Below are 16,900 nucleotides of genomic sequence, written 5' to 3' on the forward strand. Positions count from 1 at the left end.
TCCCATGAACCAGAACGACAAATCCTCCCCGGCCGCTGGCGATGCCGCCTGCGGCCACGACAAGCTCGGCATGCTGGAGCGGACGCTGGAACCACGCCTGTTCGCGTGGCGTTTGCCGATCCTGATCCTGTTCCTGCTGGCGAGCGTGCTGTTTGGCTGGCAGGCGGCCCAACTGAAGCCGGATGCCAGCTTCCAGAAGATGGTGCCCGCATCGCACCCGTTCATCGCCAACTACCTGAAATACGAGGCCGAACTGCGCCCGCTGGGCAATGTGGTGCGCATCGCCGTCGAAACCCAGGACAAGGATATCTACAGCCGCGCCTATCTGGAAACGCTGCGCCGCATCACCGACGAGGTGTTCTACATTCCCGGCGTGGACCGGGGCAACCTGAAATCGCTGTGGACACCCAACGTGCTGTGGACGGAAGTGACGGAGGCGGGTATGGTGGGCGGCCAGATCATCCCGCAGGGTTTCGACGGCTCGCCTGAGAAGATCGCCGAGGTGCGCACCAACGTGGTCCGCTCCGGCCGCATCGGCAGCCTGGTGGCCGCCGACCAGCGTTCCAGCATCGTGCTCGTGCCGTTGCTGGAAACGGACCCGGACACGGGCGCCAGACTCGATTACGGCCAGTTGTCGCAGCGGCTGGAAAAGCTGGTGCGCGACAAGTACGGCAAGGATGGCGTGCGCATCCACATCACCGGCTTCGCGAAAGTGGTGGGTGACCTGATAGCTGGAGCCAGTGCCATCGGCCTGTTCTTCGCCATCACCTTCGGGCTCACGGTGGCGCTGTTGCTGTGGTACTCGCGCTGCTGGCGCAGCACGTTGGCCACCGTGTTCTGCTGCAGCCTGGCCGTGCTGTGGCAGCTTGGCATCGTGCACCTGATCGGCTTCGGGCTCGATCCCTATTCCATCCTGGTGCCGTTCCTGACGTTCGCCATCGGCGTCTCGCACGCGGTTCAGAACATCAACACCATGGCCGCCGCCCGCCTGTCCGGGGCCTCCAACATGGAGACGGCCCGGCTCACGTTCCGCCAGCTGTTCATCCCGGGCAGCGTGGCCCTGCTGTGCGACGCGGTGGGCTTCTCGACGCTGCTGGTAATCGATATCGGCGTGATCCGCGAACTGGCCATCTCCGCCTCCATCGGCGTGGCCGTGATCATCCTCACCAAGATGTTCCTGCTGCCGATACTGATGTCCTACGTGGGCGTGTCCGACGCCTGCCTGCGCCACCAGGCCCGCAAGCAGGCCAGCCAGCACCGCCTGGCCCGCGCGCTGGCCCGCTTCGCCGAGCCCCGTTTCGCGCGCCTGGCCGTCGCGTTCGCGCTGCTGGTGCTGGGCGGGGCGTGGAGCATGAGCCGCGACCTGAAGATCGGCGACCTCGATCCGGGCGCGCCCGAGCTGCGCGCCGAGTCGCGCTACAACCGCGACAGCGCCTACATCAGCGGCCATTACGCCACCAGCGCCGACGTGTTCGTGGTGATGGTGAAGACGGCGCCCGGCGAATGCGGCTCCTATCCGGTGGCCGACAAGGTGGACCGCTTCCAGTGGGAGATGGAGAACCTGGCGGGCGTGGAGTCCACCACCTCGCTGTTCAGCGGCATGAAGAAGGTCATCGCCGGGGCCAATGGCGGCGACTTGCGCTGGCATGCGCTGTCGCGCAACCGCTATGTGTCCAATGCGGCCCAGCGCGTGCTGCCGTCCGAGCTGTATTCCAACGACTGCTCGATGGTGCCGGTGATGATCTTCCTGGCCGATCACAAGGCCGAGACGCTGGCCCGGGTGGTGCGCGCGGCCCAGGCCTTTGCGGCGGCGAACGACGACCAGACGGCCCGCTTCACGCTGGCCGGCGGCAATGCCGGCATCGACGCGGCCACCAACATCGTCATCGCCCAGGCGCAGACACAGATGCTGGTACTGGTGTATGCCATCGTGGCGCTGCTGGTGTGGTGGGAGTTCCGCTCATGGCGTGTGGCGGTCTGCATCATGCTGCCGCTGTATGTCACGTCGGCCCTGTGCGAGGCCATCATGGCGCGGTTGGGATTGGGCGTAAAGGTCGCCACGCTGCCGGTGATCGCGCTCGGCATCGGCATCGGCGTGGACTACGGCATCTACATCTACAACCGGCTCCAGCATTTCCTCGACCGGGGACTGGACCTGAAGGCGGCCTATTGCGAGACGCTCAAGGGCACCGGCGCCGCCGTGGCGTTGACGGGCGTGACGCTGGCGCTGGGCGTGCTGACCTGGGTCTGGTCCGACATCAAGTTCCAGGCCGACATGGGCCTGCTGCTGACGTTCATGTTCCTGTGGAATATGGTCGGCGCCATCGTCATGATTCCCGCATTGGCGGCGCTGGTCGTGCGTCCCGCGCGCAGGCCGGGGGCGGTGGAGACGGTGCCGTCCGCCGCCTGCGGCAACGGCTGAATCACACCCACAGCATCAGCGTGTTGGCCGTCGCCTGCATGGCCGGCACGCAGCGGGCAATGGCTTCCTTGCGGGTGCCGTTGGTGGTGGCCATGGAGGTCGACAGCGCGCCCACCACCGTGCCGCCACGGTTCTTGACCGGCACGGAGATGCCGCGCAGGCCCATCTCGTACTGGTTCTCGGTGGAGCCGAAACCGTCTTCGCGGATCGCGACGATCTCGCGGAACAGCTGCTCCTTGTCCGTCACTGTCAGGTGGGTGTAGGCGATGGGGGTGATGCGGGCCAGGTAGGCGTGCAGGGCTTCATCGGTGAGCGACGACAGCAGCACGCGGCCGGCCGTGGAGGTGTAGGCGGGCAGCCGCATGCCGGGATCGAAGCCGGCCAGCAGGATGCGCGGCGCGTTCACGCGGCTGACGTAGACCACGTCGTCGCCATCAAGCACGGAATAGTTGGTCGACTCCTGCAACTGGTTGGTGAGCCGTTGCAGGTAGGGCACCACGGCGCGCGGCAAACGGGCCGAATCGACGTAGGCGTGCCCCAGGCTGAGCACACTGGGGCGCAGCCAGAAGGTACGCCCGTCCGTGGCGGCCAGGCCGATATGGACCAGCGTGAGCAGGTAGCGGCGCGCCGCCGTGCGACTGAGGTTGACCCGCTCGCCCAGTTCCGTCGGCGTGAGCCGCACGGATTCATGGTCGAAGGCGCGGATCACGTCCACGCCCTTGATCAGGCCTTCAATCTGGTCGCGCTTGGCCACGACCACGTCCAGCAACGCCGGCTTTTTCATACTGTGCTCCTCGAAATGCGCGTTAATCGCGCATGATGGGCGATTGTCGCATAAATGATGGTTGCGCCCCCTGTGCGGGCGGGGCCGTCGTTTCTACAATCGGGAGGCGTCCGGTTTCCCGGCCGTGCCACGGCAGCTCGCGCCGACAGACAAGGATTCCCGATGACCCCCGCCTTCCATCCCGCGCGGCATGCCGCCATGTCCAACCACGCCCCGACGGTGCCGGCATGAGCGCCGGCTTGAGCGCCGACGTGCGCGGCAGCGCGCGCAAGCGGCCCGCGTTGGGCACGGTGCTGGTGCTGCTGCTGGCCTGCCAGCTCGTTGCCACTGATGTTTACCTGCCCGCCTTGCCGCAGATCGCCGGCCAGTTTGGCGGCCGCTCCGGCCCGGTGCAGTGGACGCTGACCGCCTTCATCCTCGCCTTCGGCCTGGCCCAGTTGGCGATAGGCTGGCGCGCCGACCGCATCGGCCGCCGTCCCTTGCTGCTGGGCGGTTTGACGCTGTACGTGGTGGCCGCCGCAATGGGCGCGCTGGCCGGCGGCTTGAGCATGCTGATCGCCAGCCGGGTCTTGCTGGGCATGGCGGCGGCGGCCTGCGTGATCGGCGCGCGGGCCGTGATCCGCGACCAGTATGCCGGCCCGGCCGGCATGGGCGTGATGGCGCGCAGCATGACGGGCATGGGCATGATCGGTGTCCTCAGCCCGCTGGCCGGCGGCCTGGTCACGCAGTGGCTGGGCTGGCACTGGACGCTCGCGCTGGTGGCGGGCTTCGGCGCGCTGGCCTGGCTGGCGGTGTGGCGCGGATTGCCTGAGACGCGCTTGCCTGTCGCCGCCGCCGCTGCCGCCGATCATGCCGATGCGACCGGCTACTGGGCCATGGTGCGCCATCCCCGGTTCCTGGCTTCCTCGCTGCTGGCTGGGATCAGCTTCAGCGGCGCCATGTGCTTCCTGCTGCTGTCGCCGTTCGTCTTCATCCGCGACTTCGGCATGTCGCGCGTGGCCTATGGCGCCGTGCCGGCTGCCTGCACGCTCGCTTTCCTGGTCGGCACGGTGCTCTGCCGTCGCAGCTTGCGCCGTCATGCCGTGCCACGCGTGGCGCGCATGGGGGCGTTGCTTTCGCTGGCCGGCGGCGCAGGGCAGTTGCTGCTGGCGCAGGCCGGCGTGCACACGCCATGGGCGCTGCTGCTGCCCCAATGCGTCTACATGCTGGGACATGGCTTCCACCAGCCGTGCGGGCAGGGCGGGGCGGTCGAGCCATTTCCCGCCCAGGCCGGGCGCGCGGCGGCGGCATCGGGCTTCATCATCACGGCCATTGCATTTGTGGCCGGCCAGCTGGTGTCGCACAGCCAGCTGGGGGCCTCGGCCACGCTGGTGCTGGCCATGAGCGGCATCAGCGCCGCACTGGGCTTGCTTGCGTTCGCGGGCATGGAGCGCGCTTACCGGCGCACCGGTGCGGTACAGGCGTGAAGACATGGCGGCGCTCTCAGGGTTTGCATGCGGATGGGCTGCGATGATATGCCACGCGGCCGTTCAATTTTGACCCAGGATAAGAAAAACAGGGGTGTTTGCGCGCTAATCGCGCAATGTGCGCGGATGCCGCAATAATCGCTGTTTTGACGGCTGTTCTTCGCCCCCGCCGCTTTCTACACTGGCCTCATTCAACCGAGTGAGGAACATGATGACGGCGCAAGAACACAATCCGGAACCGCACAATCCGCTGGGCATCGACGGCATCGAGTTCGTCGAATATGCCAGCGCCCAACCGCTCGCGTTTGGCGCACTGCTGGAGCAGATGGGGTTCGTGGCCACGGCCCGCCACCGCTCGCGGGAAGTAACGCTGTACCGCCAGGGGACGATGAACGTGATCGTCAACGCCGATCCGCGCGCCCTGCCGCAGTCGGGCACCGATCCCCAGTCGACCGTCATCAGCGCCATCGCCCTGCGGGTGCGCGATGCGGACGCTGCCTACCGCCACGCGATCGACATGGGCGCCTGGGCGATCCAGACCCGGGCCGGGGTGATGGAGCTGAACATCCCCGGCGTCCATGGCGCCGGCGACTCGATCCTCTATTTCGTCGACAGGTTCCGCGACTTTTCCATCTACGACGTCGATTTCAAGCCTATCCCCCATGCGCCGGCCAACCCGCCCGCGATCGCCGGCATGCATTTCTTCGGCGTGGTGCAGGCCATCGGCGCCGGCCGCGCGCCGGAGTGGATCGATTTCTACCAGCAGCTGATGGACTTCCACGTGCTGCCGGAAGGGCGCTATTTCGGCGTCGTCCCGAAAGGCACGCTGCTGGAAAGCCCATGCCACCGCTTCTACCTGCAACTGGTCGAACCACCCGAAGGGGCGGGCGGCCTGCAGTGGGGCGAACAATTGATCCGCGTCGGCTTCGGGGTGCCCGACGTGCTGGAGGCCGTGCGGGCCTTGCAGCGGCGCGGCATCGTTTTCATCGACCGCGCGCCGGCCCAGTCCAGCGAACGCGGCGCACTTACCCAACTTTACAAAGGCGGCGTCAGCTTCGAGCTGGTCGTAAGCCACCTGGAGAACCACCATGATTGAGATTTCCGGCACCACCCGTATTTTCCCCGTGATCGGCTGGCCGGTCGAGCAGGTCAAGGCACCCGCGCTGTTCAACGCCTACTTCCAGCGGCACGGCATCGACGCCTGCGTGGTGCCGCTCAAGGTGCCGCCCGCGTCGTACACGGCGGCCGTGCGCATGCTGATGTCCTTGCCCAATGTAGGCGGCATCTTCGTCTCCATCCCGCACAAGCCGATGAGCGTGAGCGCGGTCGAGCAGCCCAGCGCCCGCGCCGTGCTGGCCGGCGCCTGCAACGCCATCTACAAGGATGCGGACGGCAAGCTGCTGGGTGATCTGATCGACGGCGAAGGCTTTATCCGCGCCTTCGACCGCACCTGTGCGGACAAGCCGCTGAACTGGCCCTCCGCCCGCGCGCTGGTGGTCGGGACTGGCGGCGTCGGCTGCGCCATCGCTTATGCGCTGGCCGAGCGCGGTATCGGCCAGGTGGCCATCTACGATACCCGCACCGAACAGGCCAGCGCCTTGCAGGATCGGCTGCAGCAAGCGTTTCCCGGCGTGGAGTTTGTGATCGCGCCGCCGGTCGCCGCCGGATTCGACGTCGTCGTCAACTCGACGCCGCTGGGCATGCACGGCGACGACCCGCTGCCGATCGACCTGCGCGGCGTGTCGCCCGACTGCGTGGTGGCAGATTGCGGCATGAAGATCGAAATGACCCGGTTGCTGCGCCAGGCCCAGGAAATTGGCTGCCACATCCAGAAGGGCAAGGAGATGCTGATCGAGCAGGCGCCCCTGTACCTGGAACTGTTTGGCTGGCCCGGCGTGTCGTCGGACGCCTTCCGCGCGCTGGAGGCCCTATGAACCTCTCCAATTTCGGCATGGACAGCATCACGCTGGCCGGCCCGCTGGAGGCCAAGCTGCGCGCCTCGCGGGCATCGGGTTTCAGCCAGATCATGCTGTGGGCCAGGGATCTGGCCGGCCACCCGGGCGGACTCGATGAGGCGGTGCGGCTGGTGCGCGCCAGCGGCGTGCGGGTGACAGGCATCCAGGTGATGCGCGATTACGAAGGGCTGGACGGTGCGCTGCACGAGTACAAGCTCGATATCGCCCGCCAGATGCTGCTGGTGTGCCAGGCCGTGGGTGCGCCCTTGCTGATGGTTTGTTCGAGCACCTCCAGCCATGCCAGCGCCTCCATGCCGCTGATCGCCCGCCATCTGGCCAAGCTGGCCACGCTGGCCGTGCCGCTGGGTGTGAAGGTGGGGTATGAGGCCTTGTCCTGGGGCCGCCACGTCAACCAGTACGAACAATCGTGGGAAGCGGTGGAGCTGGCCGACCACGCCAACCTGGGCGTGGTGATCGACTCCTTCCACATGCTGGCCAACCGGGCCAGCCTCGATGGGCTGGAGGATATCCCCAGCGCCAAGATCGCGATGGTGCAGCTGTCGGACTTCATGTGGCGCGACATCCGCAGCGCCGAGGAGCGGCTGGAGACGGCCCGCCACCTGCGCGTGTTTCCGGGCGAGGGCGCCCATTCGGCCGAGTTGACCGACCTGCTGCGCCGCCTGGATCGGGGCGGCTACCGCGGCGACTACAGCTTCGAAGTCTTCAACGACGATTACCTGCAACTGGCGCCGGAGATCGTGGCGCAGCGCGCCCACCGTTCCGCCAAGTGGGTGACGGACCAGGTCCTGCGGCGCAGTCTCGACGTGCGCCGCCCCAGCGCCGCGCACGCGGCCATGGCGTGAAGGAGGGCGCGATGGGAACGCAAACGAACAAGGTGCTGGTGCTGAACGGCCCCAATCTGAATCTGCTGGGCCAGCGCGAGCCGGCCGTGTATGGCGCGGCCACGCTGGCCGACGTGGAGCGCCTGTGCGCGCAGGTGTGCGAGCAGCATGGCCTGGCGCTGGACTTCCGTCAGTCGAATCACGAGGGTGTGCTGATCGATGCGCTGCACGAGGCGGGCGCCGCCCAGGCGCGCGGCGAATTGCTGGGGGTGGTGTTCAACGCCGGCGCCTACACCCACACCTCGGTGGCGCTGCATGACGCCATCAAGGGCGCGGCGGTGCGGGTGATCGAGCTGCACATCTCGAACGTCCATGCGCGCGAACCGTTCCGCCATCACTCGTGGTTGTCGCCGGTGGCGGCGGGTGTGATCTTGGGGTTCGGCATACGCGGGTACGGACTGGCCATCGCTGCGCTGGCCGGTGAACAGGTTGAACAGGTTTAACACCGAAGTCTGGCAAGAGTTGAGCAAAACGAAGAGCCCCCTCGCTTCGCGGCAGTACCAGAGGGGACATGCGCGGCACGCCGGGGCACCGGTGGCGCGGCGAAACAATGAAAACAATCTGGAGATAGCATGAACAAGCAATTACTGGCGCTCGCCTGTGTGGCCGCCTGGTCGGCCGCAGGCGCGGTGCAAGCGGAGTCGAACGTCACCATCTACGGCAATTTCGACGAATACCTGGGCTACATCCGCAGCAACAGCGGCGCCCACATCACGGGCTTGAACGATGGCGCCATCCTGCGCAGCCGGCTCGGCTTCCGTGGCGTGGAGGATCTCGGCGGCGGCTACCAGGTGCGCTTCAACCTGGAACAGGGCCTCAACGCGGACACGGGCACGGGCGCCGACACCACCCGCCTGTTCGACCGCCAGGCCTGGGTGGGGATCGCGGCGCCGCATGGCGAGTACCGCATCGGGCGCCAGAACACGGAGATCTTCCTGATCGGCGGCGCCATCGACTACACCGACCGCACCACCTTCGGTTCCATCTTCAATACCTTCGGCATTCCTTCGCGCTACGACAACGACCTGTCGTACCGGTCGCCGCGCCTGGGCGGCGTGCAACTGGCGCTGCACTACGCGCTGCCGGAGAACGGTGGCGCCACCCGTGGCAACAGCGCCATCGTGCAGCTGGCGCTTGATTACCAGAACGGCCCTTACCGCGCCGGTTACGCCGGACTGCAGGCCAGCCCAAACAGCATCACGGCCACCGTGCATGACAAGGTGGTGTACCACAACGTCTACGCCGACTATAAGTACAGCGCCGGCACCATCTACCTGGCCGTCGCCCGCAGCAACAACTCGACGGCCAGCGCCAATGGCCGCAACGCGGGCACCATCCTCAACAACGTGAGCAACCCGAACAACTTCTTCGCCGGCACGGACGTGAATGCGGGCCGCTACTACAACATCTATCAACTGTCGGCCGACTACCGCGTCGCGCCCCAGTTGCGGGTGGGTGCCCTGTACGGCGTGATACGCGACACCTCGGGCGGCGCCGCCGGCGCGCGCGGCGGCAACGTGGGCGCCTATTACGACCTGTCCAAGCGCACCGTGTTGTACGGCTTTGCCAGCGTGATGACGAACGAGGCCAACGCCGGCTTCCGCTTCAGCGGCTCGGCCGGCCCTTCGGCCAACCTGGCGGGATCTGACGTCAACGGCAAGCGGCTGACGGGCTTGCAGGCCGGCATCGTGCACAAGTTTTAAGTACACAAAATTTAACAACAGTCCACCCGGCGCACGTGCTGGAACAGCCATTCCCGCGCGCGCGCAAACGGGGTACATTCAAGTTCCTGGAGGAAGACATGTCAATAGCAAGTGCAAGCACGGCCCGCAGCCAGGCCGCCAACGGTGAATCGAAGCCGCAACGATCGCCGCGCAAGGCGGCGTTCGCGAGCTGGATCGGCAGCGCCGTCGAATACTACGACTTTTTCATCTACGGCACGGCGGCCGCGCTGGTGTTCGGGAAGATATTCTTCCCCGCCTTCGATCCGGCCACGGCCACCATCGCCGCCTTCGCCACGTTCGGCGTGGGCTATGTCACGCGCCCGATCGGCGCCGTCCTGCTGGGCCACGTGGGCGACAAGTACGGGCGCAAGAAGGTGCTCACGTTCACGCTGCTGCTGATGGGGATCTCCACCTTCGCGGTGGGGCTGCTGCCCACCTACGGCCAGATCGGCATCGCCGCGCCCATCCTGCTGGTGGTGCTGCGCATGCTGCAAGGCTTGTCGGCGGCCGGTGAACAGGCGGGCGCCAATTCGATGACGCTGGAGCACGCACCGGCCCACCGGCGCGCCTTCTTCACCAGTTTCACGCTGAGCGGCACCCAGGCCGGCCTGATCCTGGCCACGCTGGTGTTCCTGCCCATTTCGGCGCTGCCGGAAGATCAGCTGCTGGCGTGGGGCTGGCGCATTCCCTTCTTCCTGAGCGCCGTGGTGGTGGCCGTGGGCATGTGGGTGCGCCGCACGCTGCCGGAAACGCCCGCCTTCACCGAGGAGCGCGCCGACAAGGCCGGCCGCATGCCCGTGGCCATCCTGTTCCAGCACCACAAGGCCAACCTGCTGCGCGTGATCTTCGCCGCGCTGGTGTCGGTGGTCAGCACCATCTTTGGCGTGTTCACGCTGTCCTATGCCGTCAACACCATGCACATACCCCGCGCCACCATGCTCACGGTGCTGGTGCTGGCCAACGTGGTGGCGCTCGGCGCGATCCCGATGTTCGCTTCGCTGGCCGACCGCATCGGCCGCAAGCCGGTGTTCATCTTCGGCGCGCTGGGCTCGGCCGCGTTGATCTGGCCTTATATGTGGAGTATCGCCGCCGTCAACGTGCCGCTGATCTTCACCTTCGGCTTGCTGCTGTCTGGCCTGGTGTACAGCGCAGCCAACGGTGTCTGGCCTTCGCTGTATGGCGAAATGTTCAACACGCGTGTGCGCCTGTCCGGCATGGCGATCGGTACCCAGATCGGTTTCGCGCTGGGCGGCTTTGCGCCCACCATCAGCGCCGCCATTTTGCAGCCGGGCGCCGGCGGCTGGGTGCCGGTGGCTGCCTTCGTGACGGTCACCAGCATCATCGCGGCCATCTCCGTGGCGACGGCGCGCGAAACCTACAAGGTGCCGATGCATGAACTGGGGGGCGCGGTGTCCTGACACGGACGTTTCGTCGCTGCCTGAAACGGGGGAGGCCATGCGCCTCCCTTGTCGTTTTCAGGGTATCGTTGTTTATCACTTCCGGCTATCGGCGCAGGCTTACACTTTGCTTACATCTTCTTGATTTTGTTCGATTTTTTACCGCTGTTGTGTCATTCCCGTCGCCAAGTCACGGCTGCCGCAAAAAGTGCGGCGGGGCGCATGTCAGTTGCGGTATCTTTACATAAATAAATCAAATGCTCTAATTCAAGAGTGGTCAAAAGTGCAATAACAGGAGACTTAGATGACGCAGCACCAGGTTGAACAAAGCTATGCCCGCGGCCAGACCGACAAGCCGCTGATCGAACAAACCATCGGTGATTATTTCGACACCATCGTGGCGCGCCACCCGGATGCCGAAGCGCTGGTGAGCCTGCACCAGCAGCGCCGCTACACCTACCGTGAACTGCAGGCCGAGGTGAACCGGCTGGCCAGCGCGCTGCTGGGCGCAGGGCTGGCCACGGGCGACCGCGTCGCCATCTGGTCGCATAACAACGTGGAATGGGTGTTGATGCAGCTGGCCACGGCCCGCCTGGGCCTGATCCTCGTGAATATCAACCCGGCCTACCGGGTAGCGGAACTGGAGTACGCGCTCAACAAGGTGGGCTGCAAGGCCCTGGTCAGCATGGCCCGTTTCAAGACCAGCGACTATCTGTCCATGATCCGTGAACTGGCGCCCGAACTGGCCGGCGCCGCGCCGGGTGACCTGCATTGCGCGCGCCTGCCGGACTTGCGCACCGTGGTGTGGATCGACGAGCCGGGCGCCGGCGCCGAGGAGGCGGGCATGCTGCGCTTCTCCGCGCTGCTGGCGCACGGCCAGGCCGACGACGCGCGCGTGCGCGCGGTGGCCGCCGGCGTGCAGCCGTGCCAGGCCATCAATATCCAGTTCACCAGCGGCACCACGGGCTTCCCCAAGGGCGCCACGCTCACCCACCGCAATATCCTCAACAACGGCTTCTTCGTGGGCGAAGCGATGAAGCTGACGGACCGCGACCGCCTGTGCATTCCCGTACCGCTGTACCACTGCTTCGGCATGGTGCTGGGTAATCTGGCCAGCCTCACGCATGGCGCCTGCATCGTCTATCCGAGCAGCGGCTTCGAACCGCTGGCCGTGCTGCAGGCCGTGCAGGACGAGCGCTGCACGGTGCTGCATGGCGTGCCCACCATGTTCATCGCGGAACTCGATCACCCGCGCTTTGCCGAATTCGACCTGTCCACGCTGCGCACCGGCATCATGGCTGGGTCGCCGTGCCCGGTGGAGGTGATGAAGCGCGTGGTGGGCGACATGCACATGTCGGAGGTGACGATCGCCTACGGCATGACGGAAACCAGCCCGGTGAGCTGCCAGAGCGGCACCGATACGCCGCTGGCCATGCGCGTCTCCACGGTCGGCATGGTGCGCGACCACCTGGAAGTGCAGATCGTGGACCCGGACACGGGCGCCGTCACGGCCCGTAACCAGCCGGGCGAACTGTGCACGCGCGGCTACTCCGTGATGCAGGGCTACTGGGGCGACGAGGCCCAGACCCGCGAAGCCATCGACGCCGACGGCTGGATGCACACGGGCGACCTGGCCACCATGAACGAGGAAGGCTACGTCAACATCGTAGGCCGCATCAAGGACATGGTGATCCGGGGCGGCGAGAACATCTATCCGCGCGAGATCGAGGAATTCCTGTACCGCCATCCGGCCGTGCAGGACGTGCAGGTGGTGGGCGTGCCGGACACGAAATACGGCGAGGAGCTGTGCGCGTGGATCGTCGTCAAGCCCGGCCAGAGCCTGACGGAGGAGGGCGTGCGCAAGTTCTGCGAAGGGCAGATCGCGTACCACAAGGTGCCGCGCTACATCCGCTTCGTCGAGGAGTTCCCGATGACGATCACGGGCAAGATCCAGAAGTTCAAGATCCGCGACCTGATGAAGCAGGAACTGGGTGTGCAGGAAGCGAAGACTGCTTGAATATGGTGCCCCCTAATGGACCATACCATTAAGGGGACCCGAAAGCTTCCAGTTCGTCATTTCCGCGCAGGCGGGAATCCATAGACCACATATTTGGACAGTCAGTATGGGTTCCCGCGTGCGCGGGAACGACGTATGTTGAGTTTTCCTCAGGCGGCGACCGCCGGGGCGTTCTTGGCCCGCAGGCGGTAGCCGATGGCCAGCGCCACCAGCCACACCGGCAGCAGGTAGACCGACAGCCGCAGGTCCGGCGTCAGATACATCACCACCAGGATGCCGGCCAGGAAGACCAGGCACAGGTAGTTGGTCAGCGGGTAGCCCAGGCTGCGGAACGCCGTGGTCTGATCGGTGGCGCGTTTCTGCGCGCGGAAGCGCAGATGGATCCAGCTGATCATGCCCCAGTTGATGATCAGCGCCGACACCACAAGCCCCATCAGCACTTCAAACGCCTTGCCCGGCATGAAGTAGTTGACCGCCACGCAGGCCCCCGTGGCCACGGCCGACACGCCGAGCGCCGCCAGCGGCACACCGCGTCCATTCACCTTGAGCAGCAGTCGCGGCGCGTTGCCCTGCTGGGCCAGGCCGTACAGCATGCGCGTGTTGCAGTACACGCCGCTGTTGTACACGGACAGTGCGGCCGTCAGCACCACGGCGTTCAAGGCGTTGGCCACCAGATTGCTGTTCAGCGCGTGGAAGATCAGCACGAACGGGCTGCCGCCGCTCACCACCTTCTGCCATGGATACAGCGACAGCAGGATGCCCAGCGCGCCGATGTAGAAAATCAGGATGCGGTAGATGGCCTGGTTGGTGGCCTTGGGGATGGTGACGGACGGGTTGTCCGCCTCGGCCGCCGTGATGCCGACCAGTTCCAGCCCGCCGAACGAGAACATGATGACGGCCATGGCCATCGCCAGTCCGCCCACACCGTTGGGGAAGAAGCCGCCATGCTGCCACAGGTTGGCCACGCTGGCCTCGGGGCCCGCGCCGCCAGACAGCAGCAGCCAGCCGCCGTAGCCTATCATGCCGACGATGGCCGCCACCTTGATGATGGCGAACCAGAATTCCATCTCGCCGAAGGCCTTCACGTTGCTCAGGCTGATCGAATTGATGATCAGGAAGAAGGCCAGTGCCGACATCCATGTCGGGATGCCCGGCCACCAGTACTGCACATAAATCCCCACGGCCGACAGTTCGGCCATGCTGACGAGCACATACAGCACCCAGTAATTCCAGCCCGACATGAAGCCGGCCTGGTGGCCACAGTATTTGTTGGCGAAATAGCTGAAGGAACCGGCCACCGGCTCGTCCACCACCATCTCGCCCAGCTGGCGCATGATGAGGAAGGCGATGAAGCCGGCCACGCCGTAACCGAGCAGCACGGACGGGCCGGCCATCTGGATGGTTTGTGCGATGCCCAGGAACAGCCCGGTGCCGATCGCCCCGCCCAGCGCGATCAGCTGGATGTGGCGGCTTTTCAATCCGCGTTTGAGTTCGTTATGCTCACCTGACATCTTATCTCCTGGTGTCGTTCCGTGGCCGGAGGCGGGCGGGTTGCCGGCCGGGCCGCAAAACCCGACGATTCTCGCACAGCCGGCCATTGCTAGCAAAGCAAGAACTAAGCAGGAGACAGGTGAGCGGGGCGGAACGGCGCAGCGGAGCGAACGCGGGCGTATCGCGTCTTGTAGTTTGCCAACAACACTCGCCCGCGCAGATGCCCCGTTACCGCACCCGCCCCATTAGCGCCCCGTTATGCGCCGCGGGCCGGGATGGCCAGTCCGCGCACCACGGCGGGACGCGCGAGGAAGGCGGCCAGCGCGCGTTGCACGTTGGGGAAGCGTTCGATGTGCACCAGTTCCCCGGCCTCGTAGAAGCCGATCAGGTTGCGCACCCACGGGAAGATGGCGATGTCGGCGATCGTGTACTGCGATCCCATGATCCAGTCGCGCCCGGCCAGCCGCTGTTCGAGCACGCCCAGCAGGCGCGCCGCCTCGGCCACGTAGCGGTCGCGCGGGCGCTTGTCCTCGTACTCGCGGCCGGCGAACTTGTGGAAGAAACCGACCTGGCCGAACATGGGGCCGACGCCGCCCATCTGGAACATCAGCCACTGGATGGTTTCGTAGCGGCCGGCCGCGTCCTTGGGCAGCAGTTGGCCCGTCTTCTCGGCCAGGTAGAGCAGGATGGCGCCCGATTCGAACAGGGCCAGCGGCTTGCCGTCCGGGCCGTTGGGATCGATGATGGCCGGGATCTTGTTGTTCGGATTAAGCGACAGGAAGGCGGGCGACATCTGGTCGTTGCTGTCGAAATCGACCAGGTGGGCTTCGTAAGGCAAGCCCGTTTCCTCCAGCGCGATAGAGACTTTCACGCCGTTGGGCGTGGTGAGCGAATATAGTTGCAAGCGCTCGGGATGGGTGGCGGGCCATTTGGCCGTGATCGGGAAAGCGGCGAGAGCAGTCATGTGCGGTTGTGCGGGTAGTAAGAATGGCCTTTTATTATCGTCCTATTTCGCGGCGCGTGCAGGAAGCCGGCGTGCGGGCCGAATTGCTAATCTGCATGAATGTTGACCCTGGCGGGGCGGCGCTATAATCTGGCGCACAGGGGTCTATCCTATTTCGGGGAATGCATGGGTCGAAACGCATCGGCATGGTTGGCAGCGGCGCTCGCGTCCAGTGGTTGGGCGCAGGGCGCGGAAACTGCGCTGCGGCTATGCGTGGACGCGCGTCCCCATCCACCCTATGTCCTGCTGGACCGTGAAGGCACGGCCCAGATCCTGGTGCGCATGGCGGCTGCCAGGGCCGGCATGCAGGTCGAGTATTACCATGCGCCTGCCGCGCGCTGCGCCGAGGAGATCCGGCTCAATCTCGCGCAGGGGTATCCGGCCACCGGCTTCTCACCCAGGGCGAAAGCGTTCTGCACTTTTCCCATGGAGGGCGACGATCCCGACCCGAAGCGGGCCACGGGGCTGCTGCGCCTGATGCTCTACCGTCGTGCGGGCGACCCGGCAGACTGGGACGGCAAGCGCCTGTCGAATGTGAGTGGCAAGGTGTTGTCTTCGCGCGGCGCCGTATTGATGCGCGAGCGCCTGCAGGCCTTGGGCCTGGAGACCGACGATGGCGCCGCCGACCTGGAAACCAATTTCGCGAAACTGCTGGCCCGCCGGGGCGACGTGGCACTCGGTTACGAGAACGACGGCCAGCAGTTGCTGGCGCGCGCGCCCTTTGCCGGCAAGATTGAAGCGCTGCCGGTGGCTTTTGCGAACGAGTACCACTACCTGTGTCTGTCGCACCAGTTCCGCGACGCCAACCCGGCGCAGGCGACGGCCCTGTGGAACGCCATTGCCCGCACGGCCGGCTCGGCCGAGTACCGTGCCGCCATCAGAGGCATCAAATAGCGCCACGCTATAATCGTGCTTACGGTTGAGCGAACTTCGTAGGGGCGTGCATGGTTCGAATTGCAAACTGGGGATGGATCGCGGCGTGGGCGCTGGCCGCTAGCGGTTGGGCGCAGGACGCACCGGCGCCGTTGCGGCTGTGCGTAGACGCGCGACCACACCCGCCCTACGTGCTGCTGGAACGCGAGGGCACGGCGCAGATCCTGGTGCGCATGGCGGCGGCCAGGGTGGGGGTTCAGGTGGAGTACCACCACGCTCCCGTGGCCCGCTGCGCAGAGGAGATACGGCGTAATCTGGCGCAGGGTTATCCGGCCGCCGGCTATGCGCCCAAGGTGGCTGACTTCTGCGCTTTTTCCGTTGATAACAAGGAGCCCGATCCGCAGCAGGCGACGGCGCAGGCGCGGCTGATGTTGTACCGTCGCACCGGCGAACTGGTTGACTGGGATGGCAAGCGGCTGTTGCACCTGAACGGGAAGGTGCTCTCCTCGCATGGCGCACTCGTCATGCGCGATCGGTTGCGGGCGCTGGGGGCAGAGACGGATGACGGCGCAGCCGACCTGGCAACCAACTTCGCCAAGCTGCTGGCGCGGCGTGACGACCTGGCGATCGGTTTCGAACGCGATGGTCAGCCCTTGATTGAGCGTGCCCCGTTCGCCGGCAAGATCGAAGCGCTGCCCGTGGTGTTTTCACAGGAGCGTTATTACCTGTGCCTGTCGCACCAGTTCCGCGATGCGCATCCGGAACTGGCGGCGGCCCTGTGGGATGCCATCCCCAGGGCGGCCGCCTCGGCCGAGTACAAGGCGGCCATCAAGGGCATCAAATAAGCATCAGGTAAGACCGGTCCC

General features: G+C 65.9%; 14 protein-coding genes. 11 read left to right on the forward strand and 3 right to left on the reverse strand.

All coding sequences use genetic code 11. The features are described 5' to 3' along the window. The first annotated feature begins 4 nt into the window (after nucleotides 1-4). Complete coding sequence (locus tag H3H37_RS11325) at nucleotides 5-2,422, forward strand: efflux RND transporter permease subunit (RefSeq protein ID WP_182162439.1); 2,418 nt, start codon at nucleotides 5-7, stop codon at nucleotides 2,420-2,422. 1 nt (nucleotide 2,423) lies between these two features. Here the strand turns inward: H3H37_RS11325 and H3H37_RS11330 are convergent, their stop codons facing one another. Beyond that, entirely contained in the window at nucleotides 2,424-3,206 is a 783-nt protein-coding gene (locus tag H3H37_RS11330; protein ID WP_182162441.1) for an IclR family transcriptional regulator domain-containing protein, read from the reverse strand. A 227-nt stretch (nucleotides 3,207-3,433) separates the two neighbouring features. Here H3H37_RS11330 and H3H37_RS11335 point away from each other — a divergent pair, with 227 nt between their 5' ends. The 8 genes from H3H37_RS11335 (at nucleotide 3,434) to H3H37_RS11370 (ending at nucleotide 12,667) form a co-directional block, all read left to right on the forward strand. Further along, on the forward strand, nucleotides 3,434-4,672 hold the full coding sequence (locus tag H3H37_RS11335) for an MFS transporter (protein WP_182162444.1): 1,239 nt from the start codon (nucleotides 3,434-3,436) through the stop codon (nucleotides 4,670-4,672). Between the two features lie 211 nt (nucleotides 4,673-4,883). Beyond that, complete coding sequence (locus H3H37_RS11340) at nucleotides 4,884-5,768, forward strand: 4-hydroxyphenylpyruvate dioxygenase (protein WP_182162661.1); 885 nt, start codon at nucleotides 4,884-4,886, stop codon at nucleotides 5,766-5,768. Then, nucleotides 5,761-6,606, forward strand: a complete 846-nt coding sequence (locus H3H37_RS11345) for a shikimate dehydrogenase family protein (RefSeq protein ID WP_182162446.1) — start codon at nucleotides 5,761-5,763, stop codon at nucleotides 6,604-6,606. The genes H3H37_RS11340 and H3H37_RS11345 overlap by 8 nt, the downstream gene beginning before the upstream one ends. After that, nucleotides 6,603-7,490 carry a sugar phosphate isomerase/epimerase family protein gene (locus tag H3H37_RS11350; RefSeq protein WP_182162448.1) on the forward strand — a complete coding sequence of 296 codons (888 nt, stop codon included), beginning with the start codon at nucleotides 6,603-6,605 and terminating at the stop codon, nucleotides 7,488-7,490. Before H3H37_RS11345 ends, H3H37_RS11350 begins: the two co-directional genes overlap by 4 nt. Nucleotides 7,491-7,501: 11 nt before the next feature. Next, nucleotides 7,502-7,972 (forward strand): type II 3-dehydroquinate dehydratase, encoded by a 471-nt coding sequence (aroQ, locus tag H3H37_RS11355; protein ID WP_182162450.1) that lies wholly within the window; start codon nucleotides 7,502-7,504, stop codon nucleotides 7,970-7,972. Between the two features lie 129 nt (nucleotides 7,973-8,101). Further along, nucleotides 8,102-9,232, forward strand: coding sequence for a porin (locus tag H3H37_RS11360; RefSeq protein WP_182162452.1), 1,131 nt, complete (start codon nucleotides 8,102-8,104; stop codon nucleotides 9,230-9,232). Between the two features lie 98 nt (nucleotides 9,233-9,330). Further along, a complete protein-coding gene (locus tag H3H37_RS11365; protein WP_182162454.1) occupies nucleotides 9,331-10,671 on the forward strand; it encodes an MFS transporter in 1,341 nt (446 codons plus the stop codon). A gap of 283 nt (nucleotides 10,672-10,954) precedes the next feature. After that, complete coding sequence (locus tag H3H37_RS11370; protein ID WP_182162456.1) at nucleotides 10,955-12,667, forward strand: AMP-binding protein; 1,713 nt, start codon at nucleotides 10,955-10,957, stop codon at nucleotides 12,665-12,667. A 149-nt stretch (nucleotides 12,668-12,816) separates the two neighbouring features. On the opposite strand, the gene H3H37_RS11375 is transcribed toward H3H37_RS11370, so the two are convergent. Further along, nucleotides 12,817-14,178, reverse strand: coding sequence for an amino acid permease (locus H3H37_RS11375; protein ID WP_182162458.1), 1,362 nt, complete (start codon nucleotides 14,176-14,178; stop codon nucleotides 12,817-12,819). Nucleotides 14,179-14,414: 236 nt separating this feature from the next. Further along, a complete protein-coding gene (locus H3H37_RS11380; protein ID WP_182162460.1) occupies nucleotides 14,415-15,122 on the reverse strand; it encodes a glutathione S-transferase N-terminal domain-containing protein in 708 nt (235 codons plus the stop codon). 165 nt (nucleotides 15,123-15,287) lie between these two features. On the opposite strand from H3H37_RS11380, the gene H3H37_RS11385 reads away from it, so the two are divergent. Together H3H37_RS11385 and H3H37_RS11390 are read left to right on the forward strand one after the other, a co-directional pair. Further along, nucleotides 15,288-16,055: a type 2 periplasmic-binding domain-containing protein gene (locus tag H3H37_RS11385; RefSeq protein WP_182162462.1), complete on the forward strand. Its 768-nt coding sequence runs from the start codon at nucleotides 15,288-15,290 to the stop codon at nucleotides 16,053-16,055. A gap of 50 nt (nucleotides 16,056-16,105) precedes the next feature. Beyond that, nucleotides 16,106-16,879: a transporter substrate-binding domain-containing protein gene (locus tag H3H37_RS11390; RefSeq protein ID WP_182162464.1), complete on the forward strand. Its 774-nt coding sequence runs from the start codon at nucleotides 16,106-16,108 to the stop codon at nucleotides 16,877-16,879. The last annotated feature ends 21 nt before the right edge of the window (nucleotides 16,880-16,900 follow it).

Origin of the sequence: Rugamonas brunnea, assembly GCF_014042345.1 — a bacterium.
Lineage (GTDB): Bacteria > Pseudomonadota > Gammaproteobacteria > Burkholderiales > Burkholderiaceae_D > Rugamonas > Rugamonas brunnea.